Genomic DNA, 23,798 nt, shown 5'->3' with positions numbered 1-23,798 from the left:
AGGTCAGGCTCCATCTCGGACCGGAAAACGGAGGGCGGCGATGACCGATCGGGACGCGCGGTGGCTGGCCGCGACCATGCACACGGCGTTCTTCCTGCTGCTGGTCGCGTCGATCGTGCGCTTCCTCGACCACCATCACGGCGAACCGGCCGCGCCCTGGGTGATCGCGCTGACCGGCTGCCTGGCGGCGGTCTACGCGGTCGGCCTGGTGCTGCGGGTCACCGGTCCCGAGCAGGTGACCGTGCCGTATCTGGCCTGGCTGACCGTCGTGACCGTGCTGTGGGTGGTGCTGGTGCTGCTCGCGCCGAGCTTCGCGTGGTGTGCGGTCCCGCTGTTCGTCACCGGCCTGCGCACACTGCCGACCGGGCCGGCATTGGTGCTGGTCACGCTGGTGGCCGCGCTCGTGGTGCTCTCGCAGAACCGGCTCTCGACCGGCTTCGACCCGAACCTGACGATCGTGCCGGTGGCCGTCGCCGCTGTGACCGCCGCGGTGATCACGTACCTGCGGCGGCAGGCGGTGCGGCTGCGGGAAACCGAACGCCGTGCGGGGATGCTGGACGAACGCCAGCGGCTGTCGCGCGAGATCCACGACGCCCTGGCGCAAGGTCTGTCGAGCCAGGCGATGCTGCTCCAGGCGGCCGACCGCGCGTGGGCCGATCCGGATCTGGCCCGTGAGCATTTGCATGCGGCACAACAGATCGGCACCCGAAACCTGGCCGAAGCCCGCGGTCTCGTCCAGGATCTGGCTCCCGCCGACCTCGACGGGCATTCGGTCGAGGAAGCCCTCCGGAACGTCGCCGAACGCGAACCGCGGCCGGTGCGCGTGCAGGTCGACGGGCCCGCGCGGCCGCTGCCCGGCCGGGTCCAGTCCACTTTGGTGCGGATCGCGCAGGGAGCGCTCGCCAACGCGCGCGAACACGCCGACGCGTCGGGAGTGGCGCTCACTCTCACCTACCTAGACGATGAGGTCGTGCTGGACATCACCGACGACGGCCGCGGTTTCGACCCGGCCGCCCCGGCCGCCGACGGCCGCGGCCACGGCCTGCCCGCCATGCGCGCACGGGCGACGCAGCTCGGCGGCCGGTTGACCGTCGAATCCGCGCCCGGACAGGGCACCGCCATCTCGGCCGCGATTCCGCTGGGGCCAAGCCATGTCTGACGACCAGCTCATCCGTGTCGTGTTGTGCGACGACCACGCCATGGTTCGCGCCGGCCTTCGCGCGTTGCTGGCTGGCGCCGGCGGGATCGAGGTCATCGGCGAGGCTGCGACGGGGCAGGAAGCGATCAATCTCGCTGCCGCGTTGCGGCCGGACGTGGTTCTGATGGATTTGCAGCTCGGGGACGGGATGGACGGAGTCGAGGCTATCCGGCGGATTCGGGCCGCCGCTGAGCCGCCTCGGGTGCTGGTGTTGACCACTTATGACACTGATGCTGATATCACTCGGTCTATTGCCGCTGGGGCTACGGGGTATTTGCTGAAGGCTGAGTCCGCGGATGAGTTGTATGCGGCTATTCGGGCTGCTGCGGCTGGGAGGACCGCGCTGTCGGCTCCGGTGGCGGATCGGATGATGGCGCAGTTGCGGGCGCCTCGGCCTGCGTTGACTGATCGGGAGCGGGATATTCTCGAACAGCTGGCGCAGGGGGTGGGGAATCGCGAGATCGCCCGTCGGTTGTTTATCAGCGAGGCGACAGTCAAGACGCATTTGGGGCGGATTTACGAGAAGCTGGGGGTGGATACTCGGGCTGGGGCGGTGGCTGTGGCCAAGGAGCAGCGGTTGCTTTCCTGATGGCCGTGGTTGAGTGGGGCGCCCCGAAGCTTGATTGCGCTGACGGGCAGGGGCGCTTCGTATCGGGGCGAGGGGAGTGTGACGTGGGGTGACGTGCACACCGCGCGCTGCTAGCGTGGTTTCGCGCGTACCGGGAACTAGGGGTGGGGCTTGATCGACGCGGTTGCGGTGTTTTCCACTGAGGCGGCAAAACTGCTGGCCACCGCCTTGGTCGGGCGGGTCGACAAGGGGCTGGGGCAGCTGGCGGGCATCGCCAGGGCCAAGTTCGGGGCGAAATTCGGCTCCGGGCCGGTCGCCGTGGCGGAGCTTCGCGAGCGGGTGCTGGCCGCTTGCCAGGACGATCCGGTGTTTCGCGCTGAGCTGATGGAAGCCGTCGCGGTGTTGAACGCGGCCGGGCAGCGGCCGCCTGCCGTCGAGGGTGTTGAGCCGTTTTTCAATCATGCTGAGCATCTCCGGGCGCCGCGTGAATCCGGGACCTGTCTCGTTTACGGGCCGGTCGGGTCCGGGAAGACTGAGCTTGCCCGGCAGATCGCCGGGCTGGTGCGGGACCGGTTTCCGGGCGGCTGGATCGAGATCGATGTCGCGGAGTCGTGTACTGGCGCGGTGGTCGATCTGGCGCTCGTCAAACGGCAGGCGCTGCTGAAACTCGGCATTCCCGGCGGCGAGATCGCTGCCGACGACGCTGGTCTGGACCAGCAGTTCGGTTCCGTCTTGGCCACCCGGTTGTTCACCGTCATCCTCGACAACGTCGTGTCGGCGCGCGAAGTCGAGCTGTTCCGGCCGTTCCGGATGAACCTCGTGCTGGCGACCGCATCCGCACGCACCCGCGACCTCGACGCGCTCGATCCGTCGCCGATTCTGCTGGGCGGGCTCGAACTCGAGGGCGCGCGGGAAATGCTCGCCTACTATTGCGGCGCGGTCCGGCTCGACGCGGAACCCGACGCGGCCGACGCGTTGCTGGAAATGTCCGGCCGGATGCCGGCCGCGATTCGCGAGGTGGGGTTGAGCCTGGCGCGGCACAGCGGGGAGCCGTATCCGGTCAGCGGGCTTCTCGCGCGCTACCAGGCGGACGGGATTGTGGACGCTGAGGGCGTCATCAATGACTCGCTCGCGCAGACTTTCGCCACGCTCGCGCCGGAAACCGTCGAGGCGGTCGCGTTGTTGTCCGGATTTCCCGGGCATTGGTTCACCCGCGAAACCGCGGTGGCCTACCTCGGGATGCCGGACGACGTTTTCGACGAGGTCGTCAGCGCGATGCTGACCGAGCAGGTCGGTGGCTGGCATCGGCTCACCGCGCTGGTGTCTCAGTACGCGGCCAAGCTTTCGGCAGATCGGGACGCGGCGTTTCTGCGGCTGTTGAGCCATGTCCGGGATCGGGCGGTCGCCGCGGACCTCGCGGGGGATGCCGGGCGGTTGCGCGAGTACGTGGTTCCGCCCGGTCTGTCGTGGACGCTTCCCGAGGACCGGATCAACTGGCTGCACCGGCATCTGGGGTTGATCACCGAGGTGGTCCGCGCCGCGGCTCGGCGGGGACGGCATGCGGAGGTGTGCCAGCTCGCCGGTGCGCTGGAAGTGCTGATCACCGCACGCTGGCTGTGGCGCGAGTACGCCGAGATCAGCGACCTCGCGGTGCGTGCGGCGGCGGCGCTGGCCGATGGCGAGCCGCAGGCGCTCTACGCGCGGACACTGTCCATGCGGGCCAAAACCTGGTTCCTGGCAAGGGCTTTCGACACCGCCGCCGCGGATCTTCAGCAGGCGTGGGAGCTGGCTGAGGCCGTCACCATCCGTCCGGCCCGACGGCAGCGGCTGCAATCGTCCGTGGCGGAGTTCCGGGCGCGGTTCTTCGAGGAGCGGGCCGACACGTTCCCCGCGGAGCGCGCCAGCTTGCTCGCCGAAGCCGAAGTCTGGCTGCGGAAAGCGATCGCGCTCGACCAGCACCTCGAACACGGCTACGCGCTTGGCATCCACCATCGGATGCTCGCTTCGGTCCTGATCAAGGCGGGACGTCCCGCAGAAGCGATGGCCGAGATCGAGAGCGGGCGTCAGCACGCGACCGGGCGCAACCGCAGTCGGCTGGACATGGTGGCTGCGCGAGCGTTTCTCGCGCTGGGCGACCTGGTACGCGCCCGGGAATGCTGGAGCCGCGCCCGCGCTGAGCTGAAATCCACTGGCGCGGACCAATACCAGTGGGAAGTCCGGGAAATCGAGGCGCGCATCCTCGCCGCGGAAGGCCGGCCGGAGGCCGCGCGGACGGCGTGGGGGCAGCTGATCGGCGACGCCTGGAAGCTCGGTCATCCCCGGACGAACGAATACCTCACCGAATTCGAATCGCTACCCTGACCCGGTGCCGTCCGAACTCCAGGTCGGTCCGTCCCAAGCAGAGCATCGACGCCGCCGCCAAGGGATCGACCTGACGCGAGTCCGGGACCAGTTCGTAGCGTCGGCCGCTCCGATCCGCGGCGAGGCACCGGTCTTCGAGCCGGGCGGCGGCGAATCGGGCGTCCGGCCACTGCTTGAGGACGGCGGCGGCCCAGTCGGGGAAGTCGACCTCGGCGTCGTCGGTGAACACGATGGCGGCCGCCGACAGTTCCCGCAGCGACGCGCGGGTGTGGTGCGCGATCACGTGCAGATGGTGCAGTCGCTGCGGCACGTCGGCCGCGGGCAGCCGGACGAGCACATCCGTCGACCCGTGTTCGCGGATGCCGGCGACGAACGCGACTGGTTCCGCCCGGGCCGGCGCGGTGACCGGGTAGCTGGTGAATTCCGCTGGTCCACTCGGTTCCGGCAGCTTCATCAGGCGGTAGCACGCGGCACGCAACAGTTCAGCCGACTGCCCGGGAACCGCGACCGCTTGCTTGGCGACAGGTTCGTAGCCGCCGGGAACATGCCGGTCGATCGCGTCGTCGATCTGCGCGGCCAAGGGACGGCCGGCGGCAAGCGTGTCCGTGCGCGCGGCGAGCATCGCGGCAGGAGAGCCGGGAACCGTTGCCGGAGAGGGGCATCCCGCCATCAGCAGCGGCCGGTCCAGCGCTGCGGCGTAGAGCGACACGGAGCTTTCGTCGCCGATCACGCAGGAGGATGCGGTAACTGCGGCCTGCCACCCGGTTTCGGACGGAATCACCAGCAGTCCGGCCTGTTTCGCTTCGGCGAGCCATGCGTCGAGCTGCCACGAGCTGTGCGCCGCCGCGATGCCGGGATGCAGGATCGCGCACACCGTCGTGGTGTCGACCGGAAGTTCGGCGACCAGCCGGAGCGGAAGGTCGGGATGCTGTCCGAGAACCGACGACGAACCCCAGGTGGACGCGATGGTCACGAGCTGTTTGCCCGGTCCGGCCAGCGCTGCGCGGTACTCGGCTGCCCGGTGCGCACCGGCCACGAGCCGGTCGAGGCACGGATCGCCGACGACCTCCGCTCGCTCGGCCGCCTCGGGGCTCGCCGCGCGGAGTTGATCGCGCTGCTCGGCGTGGGCGACGGCGATCAGCGCTGGGACGACCTGGCCGCGGTGCACGAGCCGTTCCGGGTTGAGGCCGGCGACGACTGAGCTGCCGGGATAGTACTTCTGGTGCCCGATCCCGTGCGGCAGCAGGACGACTGGGGCGCGAAGCAGGTGGAGATCGTCGTTTTCGCTGGCCGCGATCGCGAGGTCGAACTCGGTCGCGATCGCTTGCTGCCACGGGATTACCGCGGCGCCGAGGCGTTCCAGCAGCCGGGGGACCCCGGCCCCGAGGATGGCCGGACGTTCGCGGTCGAAGGTGAAAACGGTCTGGACGCGGTGGTCTCCGCTGAAGAGCGTGAGCACGTCGAGCAGCCGGTTGAGCGTCGTCACGGTCCGCACAACCACCAGGACGCGGCGCTCGAAACCGACGGTCAGCCAGTGGTCAAACCCAGGATCCACGGGCACTCTCCGTGACAAAAGTCCGGGGGGGGGGGGTAGGTATTTGCCATCAGACTGGGCACATCACCTGGCGAAACACTGGTGAAGCCTACCTGCCGCGCCCGGCCGGTCGAGGGAGTGCCCGTGACCACTGCCCGTGGTCGCGGATGCCGCGCTCAGTCCTTGCGGGCCACTCCGGCGAGCAGCAGCGACTCGTTGGCCGCGTCGAGCGGGACGGTCCGGTCGTCCGGGCCGGCTTCCTCCGGATGCCACAGCGGGGTCCAGGTGACGCCGGGCTCGAGCAGGGTGAAGTCCCCGAACAACGCGGTGATCTCGGCGCGGCGACGGTAGACGAGGTCGGTGCCCGCGGCGGCGTACCGCTCCTTGGCGTCGGCGAGCAACCGCTCGCACTGCGGCGGGACACCCTCGTCGGTGACGTGCGACAGCGCCAGATACGAGCCGGGGACGAGGAGATCGCGGTACTCGGCGGTGACGCTGGGGCCGAGGTCCGCGGTGCTTTCGCTGCCGGGCGCGGGCGGCAGTCCGAAGTGCAGTACGGAGATGAGCAGCAGCGCGATCGGCCGGTCCACGTCGATGACGCCCGAGCCGGCGAGCAGGGACCACAGCCGGCGCGGGTCGCGCAGGTCGGCGTGCAGGGCGATCTGCCGGGCGGGGTCGCCTTTTTCGCGCAGCAGGCTGGTGGAATGCGCGACCGCGACCGGTTCGCAGTCGACGTACGCGACCTTCACCTCGCCCGGCGCGATCTGCTCGGCGATTTCGTGTGCGTGCCCCATCGTGGGGACGCCGGAACCGAGGTCGACGATCTGCCGGATTCCGGCGCGCACCAGATGCCGGACCACCCGGTGCAGAAACCGGCGGTTGGCCAGTGCGATCGGGCGCACCATCGGATAATCGCGCAGCATGCGTTCGGCGAACTGCCGGTCGATTTCCCAATTCGCGGTTCCGCCGAGGTAATAGTCGTAGACGCGGGCCACACTGGGCTTGCTGAGATCGATCCCCGGCGGCGGAAAAGACTCGTGCTCCAGGCCAGTCACCAGTTTCTCCTCGTGGTCGACGGCGCGGGATCAGCGTAGCGGCTCTCCTGGCCCGCGGACAGCATTCGGGCGGGTGCTGATCAGATCCGCTTCGGCCTCTTCGAGCAGAATCGCTGATTCCTCCGCCGAAAGGGCGACACTCGAAAGGGATTCCCACGATTGCAGATCGGTGTCGTAGGTTTCGGTGTCGTTCATGAAAGTCTGGACGCCGTTCGACGTTTCGGCGAATGAACGGTCGAGCTTGCTGTTGACGAACTGCAAAATGGTGAAATCGGGGCCGACGTGCAACGGGCCGTTGCCGAACGGCACGAACCGGATCGTCGCCGCGGGGTGCGTGCGGGCGAGGTTCAGCAGATGCCGGACCTGGCCGAGCGCGACGTACGGATTGTCCGTGCGCGCCCGGGTCAGCCGGTGGACCGCGCTTTCGCTGAGGATGAACTTGTACGTCCGGTCCGGGTAGTCGTCGAGGAGCTTGGCCCGCAGTTTGCGCTCGTGCACGGCGTCGCTCACGTCCGTGCGGCCGTAGGCCTGGAACTGCTCCATCATGTAGTCCTCGGTCTGCAGCATCCCGCTGATGCGCTCGCCGGTCCACTTCAGGACGATCGCGGCCTCCTGCTCGGCCTCGAACACCGGATGGAACCAGGCCGGGCTGGCCGCGAGGCGCCGCGCGTTCCACACCCGGTCGGCGCGGGCGGCGAGGTTGTACCGGCGCATCCGCTCCGCGTCGGCGGAATCGATCTCCAGGACGTCGATCCATTTGTCGAGCAAATGCGGATGGATCCGGGTCTTGCCGCGCTCCATCTTGCTGATGTTCGGCTGCGTGTAGCCGAGGGCGTCGCCGAGTTCGCCCTGGGTCTGCCCGCGTTCGACGCGGGCGGCGACGAGAATTTTGCCCAGTTCGACAAGCTGGGCTTCGACGGAAAGCCGGCTCACGAGGCGCGAGCCGTCCGATCAGGGGAGGAAACCACACCTTTTCCGGGCACGAAATCATGATAGTCCCTCGCATTACCGGCGGCCAAGACGGACGGGTTCGCCCGGTTGTCCGGGACGTTGTGCCGAATGGGGGACCGGGGCGGGCGATCTGTGCGCGATCAGCGGTCGAACTGCCCCTCGCGCAGCGCGCCCGCGAATGCGGCCCATTCCCGGTTGTCGAAGACGAGCGCGGGAGAACGGCCGATCTTGGAATCCCGTACCGCGACGACGTCGGGATCGCTGAGATTGATCTCCACGCAGTCGCCGCCGTTGCCGCCGCACGCCGAAGGCCGCTGCCAGGCCGCGTCGTCGAGCGAGGAACTCACGGTGTTCGGATCGTAAGAACTCATGGTTTCGTCCTTGTCAAGCCGTTGACTTTCTTCGGAATATTCAAACCTCAGGATCGGGGATGGAATATGCCGAAGCAAGGCGCTGACTTGCACAATGCCGAAATGGGCCGATAGGTTCACCTGTTTGGCGTCGGGACAGTTTTCTCGCGGTGATCGCGGCGGCGGACGCTGTCCTTTTCCTGGCCGGGATTTGTCCAGCGCCTCAGCGTTATTGGCTGATCGGCAGCTTTCCGGCGAGTCGTGTCCGGGGTGCCGGAAGCCGCGCGGGCAAGGCATGTCAGAATATTCTGTCTCGGCCGGGCAGGCATGCATATTCCAGTCGGCAGATGCCGTGGGGCATGCGACGAACGGAGAACCTCGCGGCGGATTGGCTGAATGTCAATTTTCGGCGCCGATCTGGTTTTTTCGGGAAAATCACTGGTCAGAGCTCCCTGTGGCGTCTGGTGGCGCTGCGGTTGCAGTTCTCGGTGATCGGTTCTCGTCGAGCGCATGTTACCACTCTTGTGAGTGATGAAAGATTGTTCCCGATGCGCTAGGAATCACCGCCGACTTTCGGCTCGATGAGCGTTTCACTCCCTGTCATTGCCTTGCGTGCAATGCTTCGCCGTGCCTGTTAGCGCAGGTAGACGCAGGTCGGAGCGGGATGGGACGGCGGCGAACGGGAGTTCGGCCGGGGTGTTCGTTTTCGCTGAAGTTACCGGCGCCGTCGGGCAGAACCGGCGGACGATATTGCGCACGGTAGTTCGTCGTGTCTCTTTGCCGTTAACCGACCGTTGCCCGCCGCTCGGCGAGACGACCGTCAGTGGGTATCGAGGTCTGTGTGCGCTCGTGGCCAAGATGAGAAGCATCGAACTGGGTCGCGCGCCCGGAGAGATAGGTGTGGCCCCCTGCGGGAACAGGGGGCCACGGGGATGTCTGAAACCCGCTTCGACGCTAAGGAACAGACCAAATGACTCTACCGCTGGAGAACACCGGCCCGCTAGACGACGACCGCGCCGGACGGGTGGAACGCGTCGAGTTCGGCGCCGCCGTCGCCCCGGCCCGCGGCGGGAAGCGGATCGCGACCCGCGACGAGATGCTGGCCGCCGCCACCAAAGTCTTCGCCCGCCGCGGTCCGGGACGGCACCGCAAGCCGGTCGCGAGGGACCGATGGGTGTGCGCGGCGTCCGAAACGCTGTCGTGGCTGGCCCCGGTGCTGTGGGGGTGCCTGCAGCTGTCCTTCGCCGCGAGCGTGATCAGCGCGGTGGTGCTGCTGATCAGCCCGGTGGTCGGGATCGCGGTCGCCGGGCTGGTGCTGATCTGCAGCGCGGTGCTGTTCAACCAGGCCCGGCCGAGCCATCGCCGGTAGCTTTTCCGGCGCGGGCCGCCCGATCTCCGGTACGCTGGATCCGTGCCGGAGTTTCAGCTGCCGCTCTACGGAGCCGACCTCGACCGTGGCGACCTCGCTCCCTGAGTCGTCCCGGTTTCCGTTTTCCAGCACACTTTTCACCATTCAGGGAGCTTCCTCATGCCCGGCGAAAGCCTGCGCGCGTTCATTCATGCCCTGCCCAAAGCCGAGTTGCACGTCCACCTCGTCGGTTCCGCCGGCGTGGACACGGTTCTCGCTCTCGCCCGCCGCCATCCGGAAGCGGGCGTGCCCGCGGATCGCGCGGAACTGGAGCAATTCTTCGAATTCCGCGATTTCGACCATTTCCTCAAGGTCTACTGGGCGGTGCAATCGATGCTCAAAGACCGCCGCGACATCCGTGCGCTCGTGCTCGGTCTCGCCGCCGAACTCGCGCGCCAGAACGTCCGCTACGCCGAAGTGACTGTCACGCCGTACAACCACCTCCTCGACGGCATGCCCGGCGACGAACTGCTCACCGGACTCGTCGAGGGCCGCGCCGTCGCGAGGGCGGAGCACAACGTGGAACTGGCCTGGTGCTTCGACATTCCAGGGGAGAAGGGCGTCCGGGCCGGCCGGGAGACCGCGGTGTTCGCACTGCGGGAACGTCCGGACGGACTGGTCGGCTTCGGCCTCGGCGGCCCGGAGATCGGTGTCGGCCGGGCGCAGTTCGAGCCGTTCTTCACCGCCGCGCGCGAGGCGGGCCTGCACAGCGTGCCGCACGCGGGGGAAACGAGCGGTCCCGCCACGATCTGGTCGGCCGTGCACGACCTCGGCGCGGAACGCATCGGCCACGGCACCAGTTGCACGGCGGACCCGGCGCTGCTGGCCTGGCTCGCCGAACACCGGATCCCGGTCGAGGTGTGCCCGACGTCGAACGTCCGGACCCGCCAGGTGCCCTCGATCGCCGCCCACCCGGTCCGGCGCATGCTCGACCACGGCCTGGTCGTCACGCTCAACACTGACGACCCGCCGATGTTCGGCGCGACCCTCGAAGGCGAGTACCTGGCGGTCGCGACGAGTCTCGGGCTGCGCGCGGCCGAGGTGGCTCGGCTGGCGAAGAACGCGGTGGCGGCCTCGTTCCTGGAAGATGCGGCCAAGGCGGCGATGGCGGCTGAGATCGATCAGGTGGTCGCGAGCGGAACGGGTGCCGAGGCTTGACCGGAGGAGATCGGCTGCGAAGGCCGGTCAGGCTCGCACCGGCTGGGTCGCTTTCCGGTCGCTGACCTGCCGAAGCAAGGTCAATGCCTCCTCCGAAGCCGATCCTTCCGGAGTGGTGCACACAATCAGCACTTGCTCCGGCGACCGAGCCACCGACAGAGTCTGCTGGGTCACCGTCACCCGTCCGACCACCGGATGCCGCAGCTCGTAGGAATCGGCATCGCAGGGCCCGACGCGGTGGTCCCGCCACAGGGAGACGAACTCCGGGCTTTTCATCGTCAGCTCGCCGATCAGTTCGGCCAGCAGCGGGTCGTCCGGGTGTTTTCCGACGGTGACGCGCAGGTTGCCGACCACCGCGCGGGCCTTGCGTTTCCAATCCGCGTACAGCTCGCGACAGTGCGGGTCCAGGAACAGCATCCGGCTCAGGTTGGGGCGTTGGGCCAGGTCGAGGTGCCCGGCCAGCAGGGCGTGCCCGAGAGGGTTCCAGGCGAGGACGTCTGTCCGGCGGCCGAGCACCAGCGCCGGGACGCCGTCGAGCGCGCGGAGGAGGTCGCGCGTTTCGTCGGCGAGCTTCTCCGGGCGTGGACGGCGCGGCTTGAGCGTGCGGCGGGCCGCGTCGGCGAGGCGGTCCAAGTGGGCTCGTTCGTGGGTGTCCAGTTGCAGGGCGCGGGCGATCGCGTCGAGCACCTCGGCTGACGCGCCGCGCGAGAGACCCTGCTCCAGCCGCGTGTAGTACGAGACGCTGACGCCGGCCAGGTGCGCCAGCTCTTCCCTGCGCAGTCCGGCGACCCGGCGGCGCGGTCCGACGTCCGGCAAGCCGACGTCGGAGGGGCGCAGCCGGGCGCGTCGGGCGTGCAGGAAGTCTCCTAGCGGGCCAGCGGTCATGGGCTCCACTATCCGCCGCGGCGCACAGCGCTGCCACACCCTGCGCGGGGTAGGAAAACGCGGGAGTGGTCCGGGCTCGCCGGTCCGCGCAGGCTCGGTCGCATGGACGAGATCATGCTGGGCGACGTCACGGTCACCCGCGTCAAAGAGTTCTCCGGTTCGGTGGAGATGACTCCGGACCAGTTCTTCCCGGACAGTCCGGCGGGCTCGTGGGAGGAGCATCGCGGCTGGCTGGCCCCCGATTTCTGGGATCCGGAGACCGGTGAGTGCCAGTCGGCGATCCAGTCGTGGCTGCTGCGCAGCGAGGGCCGCACGATCCTCGTCGACACCGGCGTCGGCAACCACAAGGACCGGCCGTACGCGCCGGTGTGGAGCCGCCTCGACACCGGCTACCTCGACCACCTCGCCGCCACTGGGATCTCACCTGAGGACGTTGATGTCGTCATCAACACCCACTTGCATATCGATCACGTCGGCTGGAATACGCGCCTCGACGGCCGCGCCTGGGTGCCGACCTTTCCGAACGCCACGTACCTCATGCCGTTGCGGGACTTCGAGTTCTGGGATCCGGCCAACGAAAACGAGACCGTGCTCGGGCGCGGGAACCAGAACGTCTTCGAGGACAGCGTCGCGCCGGTGCGGCAGGCGGGGCAGGTCCAGTTGTGGGACGGGACCTGCCGGATCGACCGGAATCTGCGGCTCGACCTCGCGCCAGGGCACACTCCCGGCTCGTCCGTGCTGACGCTGGACTCCGGCGGCGACCGGGCGCTGTTCGTCGGCGATCTGGTGCACACCCCGCTGCAGATCGCGGAGCCGGAGACCAACTCCTGCTTCTGCGAGGACCCGGCGGAGGCGCGGGCGACCCGGCGCACCCTGCTCGGCCGGGCCGCGGAGGACAACGCACTGCTTTTCCCCGCGCACTTTCCCGGCTCCGGCGCGGCCGAGGTCGAGCGGGACGGGTCGAAGTTCGCCATCAAGAAGTGGGCCGGGTTCTCCCGGATCTCCTGAAGGGATTCTCGTGTCTCAGCAAGAAAATCCGGTCATCGAGACCGCAGCGGGCGCGGTGCGCGGCCTTCGCGACGAGGCGGGCGAGCCCTACCGGGCCATTCCCTACGCCGCGGCTCCGATCGGTCCAGGCCGGTTCACCGCGCCGGAGCCGCACCCGGGCTGGTCCGGAGTACGCGACGGCACGCAGCCGTCGCCGACCGCTCCGCAGCCCACGCGTGACTTCGGGCGGCTCGACATGACTCCGTATTTCGGGCCGGGCTGGGTTCCCGGTGAGGAATACCTGACCCTCGACGTGCGCACACCAGCCGCGGACGCTGGCAACCGTCCAGTCATGGTCTTCGTGCACGGCGGCGGGTTTGTCACCGGCTCGACCCGTGCGGCGCTCTACGACGGCAGCGCGTTCGCCCGCGACGGAATCGTCCTCGTCACGGTGAACTACCGGCTCGGCATTCCCGGTTTCCTTGCGCTGGAAGGAGCTCCGGACAATCGCGGGCTGCTCGACGTCCTCGCCGCGCTCCGCTGGGTGCGCGACTCGATCGCCGCGTTCGGCGGGGATCCGGGGAACGTCACGGTGTTCGGGCAATCCGCGGGGGCGACCCTCACCTGTGCACTGCTCGCGATGCCGGAGGCCGCCGGATTGTTCCGGCGCGCGATTGTCCAAAGCGGAAACGGCACAGGTGCGTTCACGCCGGAGCAAGCGCACCGGGTCACCACGGCCGCGGCCGCCGCATTGGGTACTGAACCGACTGCGGCGGCATTCGGGGAGATCTCCGACGAGCGGTTCCTCGAGATCTTGCCCGCGCTGTCCGGGCTGGACCTGCGCACCGCGACCGCTGCGGATCCGCTCGCCGGGCTCAGCCCGTTCAGCCTGGTTCTGCCGGTGCAGCCCGCCGGCAGCCTGGTCAGCGACGTCGACCTGCTGATCGGCACGAACACCGAGGAAGGTCGGCTTTACGTCGTGCCGCAAGGAAAGCCGGACGCTGCCGCCGACCAGCTGGGCGAGTTGTTGTTCGGCGCTGGCACCGCTGAGATGGCACAGGCGCACGGTGAGATCGGTCGCACGTATGTCTATTCGTTCAGCTACCGCTCCACGGCACTGGACGGACGGCTCGGCGCGGCGCATACCGTCGAGCTGCCGTTCGTCTTCGATCTCGCGGACGAACCGTGGCTGCACGGCGACACCGGCCTGCTGGGACCGGACGCTGCTCCGGCCGGTCTCGCGGCGGAGGTGCATGGTGCGTGGGTCGCGTTCGCCCGGACCGGCGAGCCAGGCTGGGCAGAGGCTGAACCGCATCGATTCGGCTGAACCTCACCGAGCGGTGGCGCCCCGGCGTCGAAGATCAGCCTGATAACTCCCCGGCGTCTGGCCGAGGATCGCGGAGAAGGTCTCGATGAAGCTGGTCGGGTTGGCCCATCCGCAGCGCAGCGCGGTATCGGTCACCGAACAGCCCTGTCCGAGATACACCAGCGCGTGCTGGATCCGCAGCTGCGAGCGCCACTGCGAGAAGCTCATCCCCAGCTCGACGCGGAACAGCCGGCTGAGTGTCCGCTCGCTGGCCCCCGCCGCCCGGCCGAGCTCGCCGAGGGTGGCCGTCTCGGCCGGGTTCCCGCGCAGGAGATCAGTGACCGCGCGGAGCCGGTCGTCGGCGGGTTCGGGCAGGTAGATCGCCTGCTCCGGGACTTCGGTCAGCTCGTCGACCAGCACCCGCAGCAGCCGGTCGCCGACGTCCGGCCGCAAGGTCGTGCCGCCGGTCAGTTTCAAGACCGCGGCGCGCAGCAACGCGGACACTGTGAAGACAGTCGGCGTGGCAGGGAGTGCGGAACACAGTTCGGCGGGCACTTCGAGAATGCTGATCTCGGTCTCGCCGTAAGCGCGGTGCCCGTGGTCGAAGGAGGGCGGCGTCCAGGAGATGCGATCCGCGGGCGCGACCCACGTGCCTCGTTCGGTGGTGGTGGCCAGCAGCCCGCTCGCCGCGTACAGCAGCTGTCCCCGGGCGTGCTGATGCGCGGCGACCCCTTCCCCGTGGGCCAGCGACCAGCGGCCCTGGATGGGATCGTCGCCCGACCAGCAGAGGTGGCGGCGTTTCGGCATCGGCTCCCAGGATACCGCCGGACGGCCTGCCGGTGATCTTGGCGGGATCCCGGTATCGGCTGTCCGGCGGGCGGTGGCAGCGGATTCTCCGCCCGGCGATGCTGGTCAGGAAAGCCGGATTAGCGTGCTGAGGCAGGGGGGCCGAATGACGATCGCGGTGCGGGAAAAGCGGTCCGAGGACGGCGTCCGGATGGAACTGGTGCTGGGCGCGCTCACCGCCGGGCGCCTCGCCGCCCGGATCGGTGCCGCCGCCACGCTCGTTCTCGGCGCCTAGGTCACCGCAGCTGGATTCGGCTGCCTGGCTCTTTGGCACGGCCGTCGGCACGACATGAGGACCAGCCTCGGGCTCAGGGGCTCGGTTTCAGCATCGCGTTCCCGGCTCTGCTGACCTGTGCGTGCAGTCCGTTCCGGTGGGCCTTCGGGTCCGTCCGAGACTAGGAGATCCCCGATGACAGAGGAACTTTCCACCGCCGACCGGCAGGCGATCGCCGACTTGATGACCGGCTGGATCCATCGCGATCGCGAGGACTGGGACGCGCTCGCGAACCTCTTCCACGGTGACGCGACCCTGACGATCCTCTGGTTTTCCGGTCCGGCCGAGCACTTTGTCGACGGGGCACGCCGGATGAGCGGCGGACCGTTGCGCAGCAAGCACTTCATCGGCGCTCCGGTGATCGAGGCCGTCGGCGATCGTGCCTTCGTGGAGACCAATGCGATGCTTGTCGCCGATCACCTGGAACTCGGGATCGGCGTGACCGTCCACAACAGATTCCTCGACCGGGTCGAGCGGCGCAACGGCAGCTGGCGCATCGTGCGTCGCGATTCCGTTTACGACATGGGCGGCTTCACCTACCCCTTCGGGGTTCGCCCCACCGATGAACTAGCTCATCCGCGCGAGTACGCCGCGTTGGCATATCTGCTGGAGCACAGCGGACATCAAGTGCCCGCTACCTGTCCAACCCGCTTCAGCGAACGGGAACAAGAAATCCTCCGAGAAGGCCGCACCTGGTTGACGGGAGTCTCCGCATGACTGGCATCCACCGTCCGCTCCGCGATCCGGCCGTCAACGCCGTCATCGAAAAGCTCGTCGCGGCTCAACAATACCCGGCTGGCGACCCCCGCAACGGCCTCGAACGAGACCCGCACGAATACAGCGACTACGGGTTCTCGATCTCCCCGGAACAAGGCGACCTCATCTATCTGTTGTGCCGCGGCATCCGCGCCACCCGCACCGTCGAATTCGCCACCTCGGTCGGCCTGTCGACGCTCTATGCCGCGGCCGCGGTGCGCGACAACGGCGGAGGCACGGTGATCGGTGCGGAGCTGGTGCCCGCCAAGGTCGCCGCGGCCCGCCGGAACCTCGCCGACGCCGGACTGGCCGACTACGCCGAAATCCGGGAAGGCGACGCCCGGGTGACGTTGCGCGACCTCGGCGGCCAGATCGACTTCGCGCTGATCGACGGGTGGCTGGGCGCTGAGCCGTCGCTTGCCCGCGAGGTAATCGAACTCGTCGCACCGCACCTCCGGATCGGCGGCTATGTGCTGAATGACAACGCCGAACCCGATTTCCTCGCCTGGATTCGCGACCCGGCTAACGGATTCGTGTCGGTCGCGCTGCCTTTGCACGGCGGCACCGAGCTGTGCGTCAAGGCAGCCGAGCGGGAACGCTGAGATGGGGAAGCTCAGCGACAAGGTCGCCCTCGCCACCGGGGGCAGCCGGGGCGTCGGCCGGACGCCTGGCTCGCGATGGCGCCTTGGTCGCGGTGCACTACGGCCGCAACGAGACCGCTGCCCGGGGAGACGGTCGCTGCGATCAACGAGGCAGGCGACCGGGCCTTCCGTTGGGTGCCGAGCTCGGCGTTCCCGATGACGCGGCGGCCCTCACCGCCGCACTGGACACAGACCTCGACATCCTGGTGCACAACGCCAGCCGCTACCTCCTGCACCGGCCGATCGAGGTCCTCACCCCGGAGGAATTCGACGAAATGTTCGCGGTCAACGTCAAAGCCCCGTTCTTCTTGCCTCAGCGACTCTTGCCCCGGCTGCGCGACGGCGGGCGGATCATCGCCGTCTCGTCGGTCGCCACCGGGTCACGGCGCCGGACGGCATCGCGTATCCGATGACCAAGGGCGCGCTCGACATGTTCAGCCAAACCCTGGCCTAGCACCTGGCTCCCCGCGGGATCACGGTGAATTCCGTCGGGGTCGGCTACCCGCGGACCGACCTGACAGCAGCGCTGCTGGAAGTCCCGCACAACCTGGAACACAACCTCAGCCGGACCGCGCTCGGCCGCATCGGCGAGGTCGAGGACATCGCGGACGCGGTCGCCTTTCTCGCCTCGGACGACGCTCGCTGGATCGCCGGCACGCAACTCGACGTGTCCGGCGGCGTCGGCCGGTAGCGGTCACGAGTCCGCGGGGCTGATCTCCAGCGGCGCGGCCGCCCCGCCGGCGAGCTGCTGCCGCTGGGTGACCGCGTGGTCGAGCTGCCGCGCCAGATGCGGGACGTTCGCCGAGGTCAGGTAGGTCTCCGCGCCGGCGTCGAGCAGCCGCCGGACCGGTCCGTGGTAGCTGACGCCCAGCTCCGCGTCCTCGACCTCGGCGAGCACGACCCGCGCCTTCGGGAACTGCGCCCGGAGGCCGCCGATCAGCTGCGGGCTGACCGGCGGCACGAGCAGCACGTCGGCGGTGGCCGGCGCCGAGTGCAGGTCCAGCACGAGGTAGTCGGAGCCGAGTTCGGCGGACAGCGACATCCGGGCCGAGGCCGACAGCTTCATCGCGGTGGCGACCACGGTCACGTCGTCGTAGTCCGTCCGCGGCGGTTCGGGCGCGCGGCCGGCGCTGGAGATCGTCGCGACCGGGTCGCCGTCCCTGGTGAGGATCAGGTTTTCGCCCGGCCCGAGCGCGTCGATCAGGTCCACGACGTCCCTGGGAAGGTGGCTGACGTCGATCTGCCGCGCCCGCTCGCCGGTCATGACCCGGCCGGTCGGCTCGGCAACTGTCTGGAGCGCGGCGCCCGCGGTGGGATCGTCATGGAACTCGATCATCCCACAACCGCGCCGCCTTGTCCGGTGCTTCGGGTGATGGCGGTTTTTCGCCAGCGTTTCCCGCTCCGCCCTTTCTACGCTCGACCCGTGCATTCGGATCACATTCGCGGCCCCGTCGTCTGGTTCATTTCACTCGCCGCCGCGCTGGGCACCGCGGCCATCTACCCGTTGCAGCCCGCGATCGCCGAGGTCGGCGGAGCACTCGGCACGTCGCTCGGCTCGGTCGGCGTCGCACTCGCCTGCGGACCGGTCGGCTACCTGTGCGGACTCGCGTTGCTGGTGCCGCTCGTCGACCAGTTTCCGCCGCGCTACGTCCTGTCGGCGCAGTTCGGCGCGCTCGCGGTCGCGTTGGGGCTGAACGCGATGGTCGGCCAGGTCTGGTTGCTCGGCTTGGTGCTCGGCGTGCTCGGTGCGTGCTCGTCGGCAGGCGCCGGGCTGAGTTCAGTGACCGCTCGGTTAGCGAGCCCGGACCGGCGAGCCACCGCGCTGGGAATCGTCACCGCTGGGATCTCAGCGGGCATCCTCGCGGGCCGCATCGTCGGCGGTTGGCTGTCCGACCTGCTTGGCTGGCGCGCGATGCTGGGCGTTCTCGCTGCCGGATGCGCGGTGGTCGCGGTGGCGGTGCTGCTCGTGCTTCCTTCGGTGTCCGGTGGGAACAATCGTGGCTACCTCGCCACGTTGCGCACGATTCCGGGGCTATACCTGCGCTATCCGGTGCTTCGGCTCGCGGCGGTTCGGGGGACGCTTTGGTTCTTCGCGTTCTGTGCGGTGTGGTCTGGGATCGCGGTTGCTCTGTCCAGGCCGCCCTTTTCGTATACTGCCGAGCAGATCGGGTTGTACGCTTTTGCTGGCATTCTCGGGATGTTGGCCACTCGAATCGCGGGTGCGTGGACTGATCGCGTGGGGGCCCGTCGGGTTGTCCTTTGCGGGCTGGGCCTTGCTGGAGTTTCCAGCGCGGTGCTTGCCGTTGCCTTGCCCAGCACTGTTTCGACGTTGATCTGCTTGGCGCTGTTTGACGCGGGGCTGTTCGCCGCGCAGGTGGCGAATCAGAGCACGGTGCTGGCGATCGAGCCTGGTGCGCCTGCGCGGTTCAATAGTGCTTACATGGTGGTGTATTTCGCTGGGGGAAGCCTTGGCACCGCGTTCGGTGCTACCGCGGCTGAGCGGATCGGGTGGCCGCTGACGGCGTTGGTTACCGCTGCGGTGCTCGTGGCCGCGGGGGTTGTCACTCTGCTCGCTCGGGAGAGCCCGGCTGAGTCGACGGCTGTCGCCCCGGACGAAGGTAGGTCAGCGTGTGATGGGACACCTGCCGCCCCGCGTCGTCGGTGACCGTCGCGGTGCCGTAGATCGTCCGGCGGCCGGTTCGGGTCAGGGACGACTCGCAGGTCAGATCCGACCGTGCCGCGCCGAGGAACGCGGTCGTCATGTTCACCGTGACGGCCGGTTCCTCGGGCCCGAGAGCGGAGAGGATCGCGATCCAGCAGGTGACGTCGGCGAGCGTCATGGCGCAGCCGCCCTGCAGAACGTCGCCGGGACGGAAGAACTCCGGACGGGCGGGCAGGGAAAGGGTCGCGACGCCCGGTTCGACCGACTTCACCACCAAACCCCACCACGGCCCGAACGGGCTGCTGTCGATGATTTCCTGCGCCCGCACCGTGTCCACGCGCAGAAACATAACATGATTAGGTAGGTGGATGCGGCGAACGAACGAGGAACGGTCCCGGGCCACTCGCCACGACCTGGTCGAGGCCGCGCGCGGGCTCTTCGCCGAGCACGGCTACGCGGGCACCTCGCTGGCCCAGATCGCCGCGGCGGCCGGGACCACCACTGGCGCGGTGTACCACCACTGGGAGAACAAGCAGGAGTTGTTCCACGCGGTGGTCGAGCAGGTGCACGCCGATCTGCACCGGGTGTTGCCCGCCCGCTCCGGTGGCACGGGAACGCCGGCCGATCGGCTCAAGGCGTCCGGCTCGCTCTTTCTCCGCCGGTGCGCGGACCCGGCGGTGGGGCGGATCCTGCTGGTCGACGGTCCGTCCGTGCTGGGCCAGGAAAAGTGGCGAAACTTGGACGAACAGTGGTGGCGGGGACCGGCTGTCGCGTTGCTGCGCGAGGCGGGCGGTCCCGAAGAGCTCGCGGTCGCGTTGCTGGGATCGCTTACCGCGCTGGGACAGGAGATCGCCCACGATCCGCGTCCGGTGCGGATTCGGCGGTGTCAGCAGGTATATCGGACGCTAGTGGACGCGGTGTCAGTTCAGGTGAGCTGAGATATCACGCAGCGGCAAGAAGAATCGCGGCCCGCACTGCTTCCTCGGTGTGCTCGTGCACCGCGGCACCGTGCTGCAGTGCGTCCTCGGCCAGTTTTTCCAAGCCGCCGAACAGGATCAGGGCGCGGGTCCGCGTCAGCGCAACGCCGCCGGACTCGCGGAATTCGGCGCCAGCCGAGATGGCGCGGGCGACGTTGACGTATGCGTCCTGGTTCAGGTCCGCGGAGATCGGGGCGTCCAGCAGCGGCACGTCGCGGATGTAGCTCAGCATGGGGGCGGGCCGGGCGTCGACGACGCCGATCCACGCGGTGACGAGCTGGCGGAGTTGCGTCTGCCAGGGCGCGGTGCGGTCGACCGCCGCGGCTGCCTGTGCCGAGCCGGTCGCGGCGGCTTCCTTGAGCAGGGCGACCAAACAGGCTTCCTTGGAATCGAACTGTTCGTAGAAGCCGCGGCGGGAGGTGTGCGCGCGGCCGACGAGGTCGCCGATCGTGATCTTCGGGAAGCGTTTTTCCGCGAGCAGCGACTCCAGCGCGCCGGTGAAGCGGCTCCGGTAGGCGCCGGGGCGCTCGACGGGCGTTTCCGGCTCTGCAGCGCGTGACACCGCGCGGGTCCTTCCTGTCCGCGGTTGTCCGGCGATTCTACCAGTCCGGCGGCGGCCGGTATTCCGAAACGGGAGCGGGATATCCGCGGAATTCCGGGAAGGAAAGAGCGCGGCGGCATTCGGCGGCGCTGGCTGGTCCGGGTGGCAGTACCGCCGGCGACGCTCCGGGAGCGGCTACGCCATCTCAGTGACATAGCGGAAAGACGTTTGGCCGATTGCGGGTACGTTCGGTAGTGTTTTGTTCCAGCGTCAGATTGGGGAGTCGAGCGCTAGGGGGATCCAGGTGTTTTCACCGTTTTTCTTCGCGCCGCGCACGAGACGCGGCACTCGGTGAGCACAACTCTGTGACGAAATAGCTGTTTCCGCAGGTCAGCGGGTTGCCTGCGGGTGCGTGCGCACCTGTCCCGGCCGACCGTGCCTGCTTGCCGGAATGGTCCGGCGCATACGTCCCGCCGGCGTCGGGGGCCGGCGGGGACGACGCGGCTGTTCCCGTCCTCGCATTACCGCGCCGAGGGCAGAACCTGAATGTTTTTCGCTCAGGGCAGGGGAGCGGTCCGCTCAGGGGAAATCAGGAAAAAGAATGGGGAAATCATGACAATGGGGTCTGCGTCTCTGAAGATCGCCAGGGTGGCTTCGGTCGCTTCGCTCGCGGTCGTCATGTCCGCGGGAATCGTTTCGGCCGCGAATGCGTCGCCGTCCCGGGAAGCTGTCCCGGCGGGCTGCGGCAGCGCCGGCGGCGGCACCTGGTGCCACGGTTCCGGCCGTGACGGCGTCTGGAAGGGCTGCTACTCGAACTACAACCACCCGCGGAACTACCACAGCTCGACGGCGGCCATCGGCGCCGCCAACGACAAGCGGTACGCGTCCGCGGGTTCCTGGTCCAACGCGCACGCCAGGGCGGGCTGGGCCTACACCTGCTACACGTACTACAACCCCAACGCGTGATCGTGGCCTGACGCTCCGGGCATGATCACCACGGTGCGGTGCCGGGCCGACGGGGTCCCGGCACCGCACCTCCACCGCAGCAGGCACGCAGCAGCGACGAGAGCGAGCTTTCCGTGCGACTGATCCTCTCTCTCCTTTTCGCGGGAATCCTGTTCGCCATTCCGGCGGTCGTTCTGATGGACGTGGTTCTCGAGCAGGAAGCGCACAGCGAGACCGCGGCGGACCGGGTCGGAGTGCCGTTCGTCTGGCCGGAACGCCCACAGGTCGCGGATCCGGAGACGACGCTGCGCATTCTCGCCGGAGCGGCGGAGGCGACTGGAGCCACGGTTGTGCGCACCACCGTGAGCACTCAAGCGGACCGCAAGCGCATTACGCATTACGTGTTGCTCGGCGGCGATCGGACGGCGTTGTTCAGCGAATTCGCTCTCGCGCAAGGACGTTGGCTGAGTCCCGTGGAGTCGCGGAGCGGGGCAGCGACGGTTTCGACGTCGGGCAGCCGTGGAAACGTTGGTGTCCCAGCGGTTTTCGCGGACCGGTACGAGCTCGCGTTCGCGCCGCTGCGTCAGGCGTTCGATTTCTTGCCCAGTTCCGGCCGGTATGTGGTCGACGCGGGACCGGCGACGGACCGCTTCCTCGCACTTGTCCGCGAGCGGTTGGCCGAAGCGGGTGTCACGGTCTCCGATCTGACTCCGCCCAACCGCGGTGAGCAGCCGTCGGAAACCGGTCCAGGGCTGCGAATCCTGGCGTATCTGCTGGCGGGCGCGTCCACTGTGGTCGTTGCGTTCCGGTTGCTGCGCGAGGGAAAACGGGTGGGCGTGCTCCGCCTGATCGGGCATCCGACGACGCGGATCTGGTACGACGTCGTCGGGAGAATGCAGATCGGTACCACTCTCGCGGAGCTGGGCGCGTGCGCCGCGGTCGTCCTCGTCGTGCCCGGCGTGGACTCGTCGTTCCTGTACGCGGTGGCGCCGGTGACGGCAGCCGGATTCGCGGCGACGCTGGGCATCGGGCTGCTCGTCGTCCACCGGGTGCGCATTTCGGATCTCGTCAAAGGAAGTCTGCAGTGAATCACAGGACGCGACACCGTTCGCCGTTCGGTTTGGCGATCGCCGCACCGGCCGTGGTCAAGGCGGTATGCGGCGCGATCCTCGCGGTGCTGGCCGTGGTGGTCTGGCAGCAGTTCTCCGAACTGGCGAAGCAACAGCAATTGCTTTCGCCATGGGAGAAAGTCCAGGGCTACGGGGTCTTCTACCCGCGCTTGATCGGAAACGACCAGCAGGAAATGGAGACCGGCGGCAACGCCTCGTCGGTCGCGGAAGCCCGGGACCTCTATCCGGTGCTCGACCGGGCAGGCGCGCTCTTCGTCGACGCCGCCAACTACGAGCCGGGCACGCCGCCGGACCCGACGTCGCGGTGGCCGGTGCCGCCGATCCGGGTCAACACGCATTACCTTGAGCAGTACCCGATCCTGGACACTGCGCGGAAGCCGATCACGGTCGCCGCCGACGACCCGGCGTGGGTCGTCGCCGTTCCCGAGCAATTCAAGCCGAGGGAAGCGCAGATCCGCCAGCTTCTTCAGGAAACACGCACCGGCGGTCCGGGAATCACCGGTGCGACGCAAGCGGAACAACGCATCACCGGCGACCAGCCGCAGTTCACGAGCCAGCGCGTCCGGATCGTCTGGACCGCCTCCGGGCAAGGCGTGTTCAGCTACGACCCGCAGGTCAATCCCGGGCACGGCAACCTGATCACCGACCCGATCGTCGAGATCATGACCCCGGCCAACAGCCTCGCCGTCGACCGGCTCAACGCGATCACCGGCGGCTTGGACACCGGGCTGAAGGTCCGCGTCGGCGACGATCCGGCGGGCACACTGGCCGCGCTCGGTCCGAAACTGAAGGAACTCAAGCTCGACGACAATCTCCAGCATCTCGTCACCGTGCACGAGGCCATGGCCGCGCAGCTCGACCAGGTGCGCGGCGGGATCACGCGGATCGCCGTGTTCGCTGGCGCGGCGCTGCTCGTCCTGGTCGCCTTGACCGCGGTGATCGTGCTCATCGGCTTCGACCGCCTGCGCCGACGGCTCACCGTGCGCAGACTCCACGGGATCGGCTTCGCCCGTTCGTACCGGGAACTGCTGATCGCCCTGGGCGGAACGTGGCTGGGCCAAACCGTGCTGGCCGGGATCGGGCTGGCAGTGCTGGCGATGAACACCCTGTCGCCGGCCGACGCCGCGGCGGGCCCGCTGGACCGGCTTCCGGAACTCACCGCGGTATCAGTGCTCTCGCTGGCGATCGAGGCGATGTTCGTGGTCGTGACCGCTCGGATCCTGGAGCGCCGGAACACGGTCAAACGCTTGAAGGAGCTGTGACCC

At 68.6% G+C, this 23,798-nt stretch carries 26 protein-coding genes; 17 read left to right on the top strand and 9 right to left on the bottom strand.

Going from position 1 to position 23,798, the window contains the following annotated elements; translation table 11 throughout:
• The first annotated feature begins 40 nt into the window (after positions 1-40).
• The 3 genes from L3Q65_RS25335 to L3Q65_RS25325 all read left to right on the top strand — a co-directional run bounded on the left by L3Q65_RS25335 (position 41) and on the right by L3Q65_RS25325 (position 4,127).
• Positions 41-1,159, top strand: a complete 1,119-nt coding sequence (locus L3Q65_RS25335) for a sensor histidine kinase (RefSeq protein ID WP_237596834.1) — start codon at positions 41-43, stop codon at positions 1,157-1,159.
• On the top strand, positions 1,152-1,787 hold the full coding sequence (locus L3Q65_RS25330; protein WP_182891421.1) for a response regulator transcription factor: 636 nt from the start codon (positions 1,152-1,154) through the stop codon (positions 1,785-1,787). Before L3Q65_RS25335 ends, L3Q65_RS25330 begins: the two co-directional genes overlap by 8 nt.
• Before the next feature lie 150 nt (positions 1,788-1,937).
• A complete protein-coding gene (locus L3Q65_RS25325; RefSeq protein ID WP_237596833.1) occupies positions 1,938-4,127 on the top strand; it encodes a hypothetical protein in 2,190 nt (729 codons plus the stop codon).
• Here the strand turns inward: L3Q65_RS25325 and L3Q65_RS25320 are convergent.
• The 4 genes from L3Q65_RS25320 to L3Q65_RS25305 all read right to left on the bottom strand — a co-directional run bounded on the left by L3Q65_RS25320 (position 4,102) and on the right by L3Q65_RS25305 (position 8,038).
• On the bottom strand, positions 4,102-5,682 hold the full coding sequence (locus L3Q65_RS25320; RefSeq protein WP_237596832.1) for a hypothetical protein: 1,581 nt from the start codon (positions 5,680-5,682) through the stop codon (positions 4,102-4,104). The genes L3Q65_RS25325 and L3Q65_RS25320 overlap by 26 nt on opposite strands.
• Before the next feature lie 155 nt (positions 5,683-5,837).
• A complete protein-coding gene (locus L3Q65_RS25315; protein ID WP_237600937.1) occupies positions 5,838-6,707 on the bottom strand; it encodes an SAM-dependent methyltransferase in 870 nt (289 codons plus the stop codon).
• 39 nt (positions 6,708-6,746) lie between these two features.
• Entirely contained in the window at positions 6,747-7,649 is a 903-nt protein-coding gene (locus L3Q65_RS25310) for a Scr1 family TA system antitoxin-like transcriptional regulator (RefSeq protein ID WP_182891424.1), read from the bottom strand.
• Between the two features lie 158 nt (positions 7,650-7,807).
• A complete protein-coding gene (locus tag L3Q65_RS25305) occupies positions 7,808-8,038 on the bottom strand; it encodes a DUF397 domain-containing protein (RefSeq protein WP_009081852.1) in 231 nt (76 codons plus the stop codon).
• A 949-nt stretch (positions 8,039-8,987) separates the two neighbouring features.
• On the opposite strand from L3Q65_RS25305, the gene L3Q65_RS25300 reads away from it, so the two are divergent.
• On the top strand, positions 8,988-9,386 hold the full coding sequence (locus tag L3Q65_RS25300; RefSeq protein ID WP_237596831.1) for a hypothetical protein: 399 nt from the start codon (positions 8,988-8,990) through the stop codon (positions 9,384-9,386).
• A 159-nt stretch (positions 9,387-9,545) separates the two neighbouring features.
• The gene (gene add / locus L3Q65_RS25295; protein WP_237596830.1) at positions 9,546-10,583 is read left to right on the top strand and encodes an adenosine deaminase; all 1,038 of its coding nucleotides are present in this window, start codon (positions 9,546-9,548) and stop codon (positions 10,581-10,583) included.
• A gap of 27 nt (positions 10,584-10,610) precedes the next feature.
• Here add and L3Q65_RS25290 read toward each other — a convergent pair whose 3' ends face one another.
• Positions 10,611-11,468, bottom strand: a complete 858-nt coding sequence (locus L3Q65_RS25290; RefSeq protein ID WP_237596829.1) for a helix-turn-helix domain-containing protein — start codon at positions 11,466-11,468, stop codon at positions 10,611-10,613.
• 102 nt (positions 11,469-11,570) lie between these two features.
• Here L3Q65_RS25290 and L3Q65_RS25285 point away from each other — a divergent pair, with 102 nt between their 5' ends.
• A complete protein-coding gene (locus tag L3Q65_RS25285; protein ID WP_237596828.1) occupies positions 11,571-12,476 on the top strand; it encodes an MBL fold metallo-hydrolase in 906 nt (301 codons plus the stop codon).
• A gap of 10 nt (positions 12,477-12,486) precedes the next feature.
• Positions 12,487-13,782, top strand: a complete 1,296-nt coding sequence (locus L3Q65_RS25280; RefSeq protein WP_237596827.1) for a carboxylesterase/lipase family protein — start codon at positions 12,487-12,489, stop codon at positions 13,780-13,782.
• A gap of 3 nt (positions 13,783-13,785) precedes the next feature.
• Here the strand turns inward: L3Q65_RS25280 and L3Q65_RS25275 are convergent, their stop codons facing one another.
• Entirely contained in the window at positions 13,786-14,568 is a 783-nt protein-coding gene (locus L3Q65_RS25275) for a helix-turn-helix domain-containing protein (protein WP_182891431.1), read from the bottom strand.
• Positions 14,569-14,713: 145 nt separating this feature from the next.
• On the opposite strand from L3Q65_RS25275, the gene L3Q65_RS47385 reads away from it, so the two are divergent.
• From L3Q65_RS47385 to L3Q65_RS47375, 5 genes are all read left to right on the top strand, one after another.
• On the top strand, positions 14,714-14,842 hold the full coding sequence (locus tag L3Q65_RS47385; RefSeq protein WP_255750830.1) for a hypothetical protein: 129 nt from the start codon (positions 14,714-14,716) through the stop codon (positions 14,840-14,842).
• A gap of 222 nt (positions 14,843-15,064) precedes the next feature.
• Positions 15,065-15,598: a nuclear transport factor 2 family protein gene (locus tag L3Q65_RS25270; protein ID WP_220507173.1), complete on the top strand. Its 534-nt coding sequence runs from the start codon at positions 15,065-15,067 to the stop codon at positions 15,596-15,598.
• The gene (locus tag L3Q65_RS25265; RefSeq protein WP_182891433.1) at positions 15,595-16,239 is read left to right on the top strand and encodes an O-methyltransferase; all 645 of its coding nucleotides are present in this window, start codon (positions 15,595-15,597) and stop codon (positions 16,237-16,239) included. The genes L3Q65_RS25270 and L3Q65_RS25265 overlap by 4 nt, the downstream gene beginning before the upstream one ends.
• A complete protein-coding gene (locus tag L3Q65_RS47380) occupies positions 16,209-16,691 on the top strand; it encodes an SDR family NAD(P)-dependent oxidoreductase (RefSeq protein WP_370648118.1) in 483 nt (160 codons plus the stop codon). The genes L3Q65_RS25265 and L3Q65_RS47380 overlap by 31 nt, the downstream gene beginning before the upstream one ends.
• Before the next feature lie 65 nt (positions 16,692-16,756).
• Positions 16,757-16,969 (top strand): SDR family oxidoreductase, encoded by a 213-nt coding sequence (locus L3Q65_RS47375; RefSeq protein WP_255750829.1) that lies wholly within the window; start codon positions 16,757-16,759, stop codon positions 16,967-16,969.
• A 3-nt stretch (positions 16,970-16,972) separates the two neighbouring features.
• On the opposite strand, the gene L3Q65_RS25255 is transcribed toward L3Q65_RS47375, so the two are convergent.
• Complete coding sequence (locus tag L3Q65_RS25255) at positions 16,973-17,614, bottom strand: hypothetical protein (protein WP_370648117.1); 642 nt, start codon at positions 17,612-17,614, stop codon at positions 16,973-16,975.
• Here L3Q65_RS25255 and L3Q65_RS25250 point away from each other — a divergent pair.
• Positions 17,600-18,943 carry an MFS transporter gene (locus L3Q65_RS25250; protein ID WP_237596826.1) on the top strand — a complete coding sequence of 448 codons (1,344 nt, stop codon included), beginning with the start codon at positions 17,600-17,602 and terminating at the stop codon, positions 18,941-18,943. The two genes, L3Q65_RS25255 and L3Q65_RS25250, sit on opposite strands and share 15 nt — an antisense overlap.
• Here the strand turns inward: L3Q65_RS25250 and L3Q65_RS25245 are convergent.
• Positions 18,840-19,277, bottom strand: coding sequence for a PaaI family thioesterase (locus tag L3Q65_RS25245; RefSeq protein ID WP_220507174.1), 438 nt, complete (start codon positions 19,275-19,277; stop codon positions 18,840-18,842). The two genes, L3Q65_RS25250 and L3Q65_RS25245, sit on opposite strands and share 104 nt — an antisense overlap.
• A 31-nt stretch (positions 19,278-19,308) precedes the next feature.
• Here L3Q65_RS25245 and L3Q65_RS25240 point away from each other — a divergent pair, with 31 nt between their 5' ends.
• A complete protein-coding gene (locus L3Q65_RS25240) occupies positions 19,309-19,878 on the top strand; it encodes a TetR/AcrR family transcriptional regulator (RefSeq protein ID WP_237596825.1) in 570 nt (189 codons plus the stop codon).
• A gap of 4 nt (positions 19,879-19,882) precedes the next feature.
• Here the strand turns inward: L3Q65_RS25240 and L3Q65_RS25235 are convergent, their stop codons facing one another.
• Entirely contained in the window at positions 19,883-20,479 is a 597-nt protein-coding gene (locus L3Q65_RS25235) for a TetR/AcrR family transcriptional regulator (protein ID WP_182891436.1), read from the bottom strand.
• Between the two features lie 597 nt (positions 20,480-21,076).
• Between L3Q65_RS25235 and L3Q65_RS25230 the strand changes: the two genes are divergently transcribed.
• The 3 genes from L3Q65_RS25230 (at position 21,077) to L3Q65_RS25220 (ending at position 23,795) form a co-directional block, all read left to right on the top strand.
• Entirely contained in the window at positions 21,077-21,424 is a 348-nt protein-coding gene (locus L3Q65_RS25230; protein ID WP_182891437.1) for a lactococcin 972 family bacteriocin, read from the top strand.
• Between the two features lie 113 nt (positions 21,425-21,537).
• Entirely contained in the window at positions 21,538-22,491 is a 954-nt protein-coding gene (locus L3Q65_RS25225; RefSeq protein WP_237596824.1) for a hypothetical protein, read from the top strand.
• On the top strand, positions 22,488-23,795 hold the full coding sequence (locus L3Q65_RS25220) for a hypothetical protein (RefSeq protein WP_237596823.1): 1,308 nt from the start codon (positions 22,488-22,490) through the stop codon (positions 23,793-23,795). The genes L3Q65_RS25225 and L3Q65_RS25220 overlap by 4 nt, the downstream gene beginning before the upstream one ends.
• Positions 23,796-23,798 lie beyond the last annotated feature (3 nt).

It is taken from the genome of Amycolatopsis sp. FU40 (genome assembly GCF_021903635.1).
GTDB lineage: Bacteria > Actinomycetota > Actinomycetes > Mycobacteriales > Pseudonocardiaceae > Amycolatopsis > Amycolatopsis dendrobii.
The sequence above is the reverse complement of the archived record's forward strand: the minus strand, read 5'-3'. Positions and strand labels throughout refer to the sequence as shown.